Raw genomic sequence first — 2,481 nt, 5'->3', positions numbered from 1 at the left:
AGCAAATGATCTTTATACGGTCAGTCATAAACCGCTCCGTTGAAACAGCCCCTAACTTACTAAGGTTCGCGTTTTGGCCGCGGCGTTGTATATTTCAATTTTCAGCATGGGAAAATTGGCGAGTAGTTGTGTCGCGGCGGCTTTAGCTTCAGTCGGTTCCGAAAATTGGGTCTTAAAGTGGCCGTCAACGACCATTGCGTACCCACTAGTCGGGGCAACGTCTGCTCGTTGAATGGTTCTAGACGACTGCTCAGGGATGCGAAGGGTGTTCTTTGGTCCCGCCATTATTGCACCAAGTGAAAGGGTTCTGAGATAACTTCAAACTGCGTGTCTGCAACTGTGGACCCAACGCAAGCGCAGGCAATGAAAAAAATAGCGCGGACTAACAGCGGCATAACTTACCTCCTCTTTTTGGACGCAAGCTAGACGAGGTTCGTTTCGAGCTACTTAGGAATATTAGTTTCTTGATAGTTACCAGACTAATTCAAAGGGTCGGCAGACCTCGTCGGTCGTCTGACGAGAAGAAATACTTTGACGTCATCGCGCGGGCATCTATGGCCGCCCTGATGTCCGACTTCCGTTACCGGGAAGACAACCGCAACTCTCGATGTGCGTGGCTTCGAATTCCGCGCAGCCGGTCGCCTGCCCATTGATCTCGGCTGGCGAGCAGCATTCCCGGAGTGGCAGCCCGCCGACGAAAAGGGCGATGAGGCGCAATTGCTGCCGCCGGTGCGCAACGGCGAGACGCGCAACTGCAAGATCCAAAAATTGAGAACAACGAGACGCGGTCGCCCCCGCGTTACAACGAAGGCACTCTGATTAAGCTATGCAGAATGCCTAGCGTTTGTTGATGACGAGGTCCTGCGGGATCGCCTGAAGGAAGCCAAGGGTATTGGCACGCCTGCGACCCGGGCCGAGATCATCAGTGGGCTGAAGAGCAGGGTTTCCTGATTGCCTAAGGAAAGAATATTGTGCCGACTGAGACCGGCCTGTCGTTGTTCGGCGTTCTCAAACAAGCCGATCCGGCGCTAGTGGATCCGGGTGTGACGGCGCAGCTTGAATGCCTGGCGCCTCAGCGACATCGCATACTTCGTCAATTGCGCCGACCATCTCCTGTTTGCCTACAACAACGTCGTCGAGCATTGGTCGCAATGACTGCGCCGCCCTTCTTCAGCAGACCCTAGATGAAGCGAAGACCTGCGGCCAGAAGCTAACCAAGTTGGCTGAAGGACTATCAACGTCCGCGTTGTTCGTACAACTCACGGAAACGCTGTGGGTTTTTCTTTGATTGATTGCTGTCAATTTCGTTGGGCACACTCCGCTGATCCAGCAAAGCTTTCTGAAGGAGTGGAACCGTTCAATCAGGGGCATATGACCGTCTTGGTTACCGGCTGCTATCAGTCAGTGTTTCACGGAGTTGGGTGCGGACTTTTTCCATTGTGGCATTGCAATATTCCTCCCGCTCTCGTTGAAAACGCTTTTGGTTCGCTTTGAAGCTCTCTACCCGCTTTCGCATGTCGGCTCGGTCTATATCTAAACGCTGTTCCGGTGTGAGGTTTTTCGCGATCGACTCTTGCGAAGGTGGGATCGATTCACCTGCCTTAGCAGTTTCCTGAAACGAAGACGGGGACAACGCTCTAATAGGTTCGGGTCCGGAAGGTGTGACACCCGTGATGATCCATTGCGAAATCGCCCGTTGCTCTCCCTGTGCCAGTGGCTTGGTTCGCACATTATCGGAGGCGTGATTCCCAACGGGAGGCTGCAACGAAGGTAGCTCATCCGACACAGCGGACTTGGAGATCACGACGGCGACCATCGACATCGTCCGGCTAATTAGGGAAGCACTTTGCTGTTCATGAACCGGCGGGACCGGAACGTCTGGTCGGTTTGCAACGCGTTGATTCATCGACTGTTCGACCATGGACAGCGTTTGATCAATCAGGGATGGCGTTTCCTTTTGAACCAGTGGCTTTATCGAAGACATCCTTTCTGAGACTTGCTCGACAACAAGCTGCCGCACGGCAGGCGGCGTCTCGGATTGCTCGTGGACAGCGACGGTAGCGATGTCCGCCGTCGGCGACCAGGTCTGACCAACCGCAGACGATTTCGAGGGCGCCATAGCTTTCGACTTGGCCATGGCGCTGCTGAGTATGGACAGAGCCTCGTCTATCAACCGGTCTGGGGTGTTTGTCGGTCCCATATCAACACCTAATCACTATCGAGATGCGATCATCTCGAATTGCTGACCGAGCCGATTGTTCAAATTTGGGAAAAATTGAGGCTATGGCACGCCTTCGTGCTAGGGCGCAAAGGGCGAGCGTTGCTGCGCCATTCCGCACAAGAGGAGGGCAGAAGGATCGCAAACACCTCGAGGCCCGGGCTCGGCGGCTGTTGAAAAGCTATAGCGTCTGCATCGGCGCTTTTTCCATTTTTTACGTATGCATCCGACGACCGCGTCTTATCTATCGTCTCGTGTTTTGC

At 54.1% G+C, this 2,481-nt stretch carries 1 protein-coding gene; it reads right to left on the bottom strand.

Going from position 1 to position 2,481, the window contains the following annotated elements; genetic code table 11:
• Nucleotides 1-1,384: 1,384 nt before the first annotated feature.
• Nucleotides 1,385-2,137, bottom strand: a complete 753-nt coding sequence (locus tag JQ575_RS44035; RefSeq protein ID WP_212039381.1) for a hypothetical protein — start codon at nucleotides 2,135-2,137, stop codon at nucleotides 1,385-1,387.
• Nucleotides 2,138-2,481: the final 344 nt, after the last annotated feature.

It is taken from the genome of Bradyrhizobium sp. JYMT SZCCT0428 (assembly GCF_018131075.1).
In the GTDB taxonomy this organism is placed as follows: Bacteria; Pseudomonadota; Alphaproteobacteria; order Rhizobiales; family Xanthobacteraceae; genus Bradyrhizobium.
The sequence above is the reverse complement of the archived record's forward strand: the minus strand, read 5'-3'. Positions and strand labels throughout refer to the sequence as shown.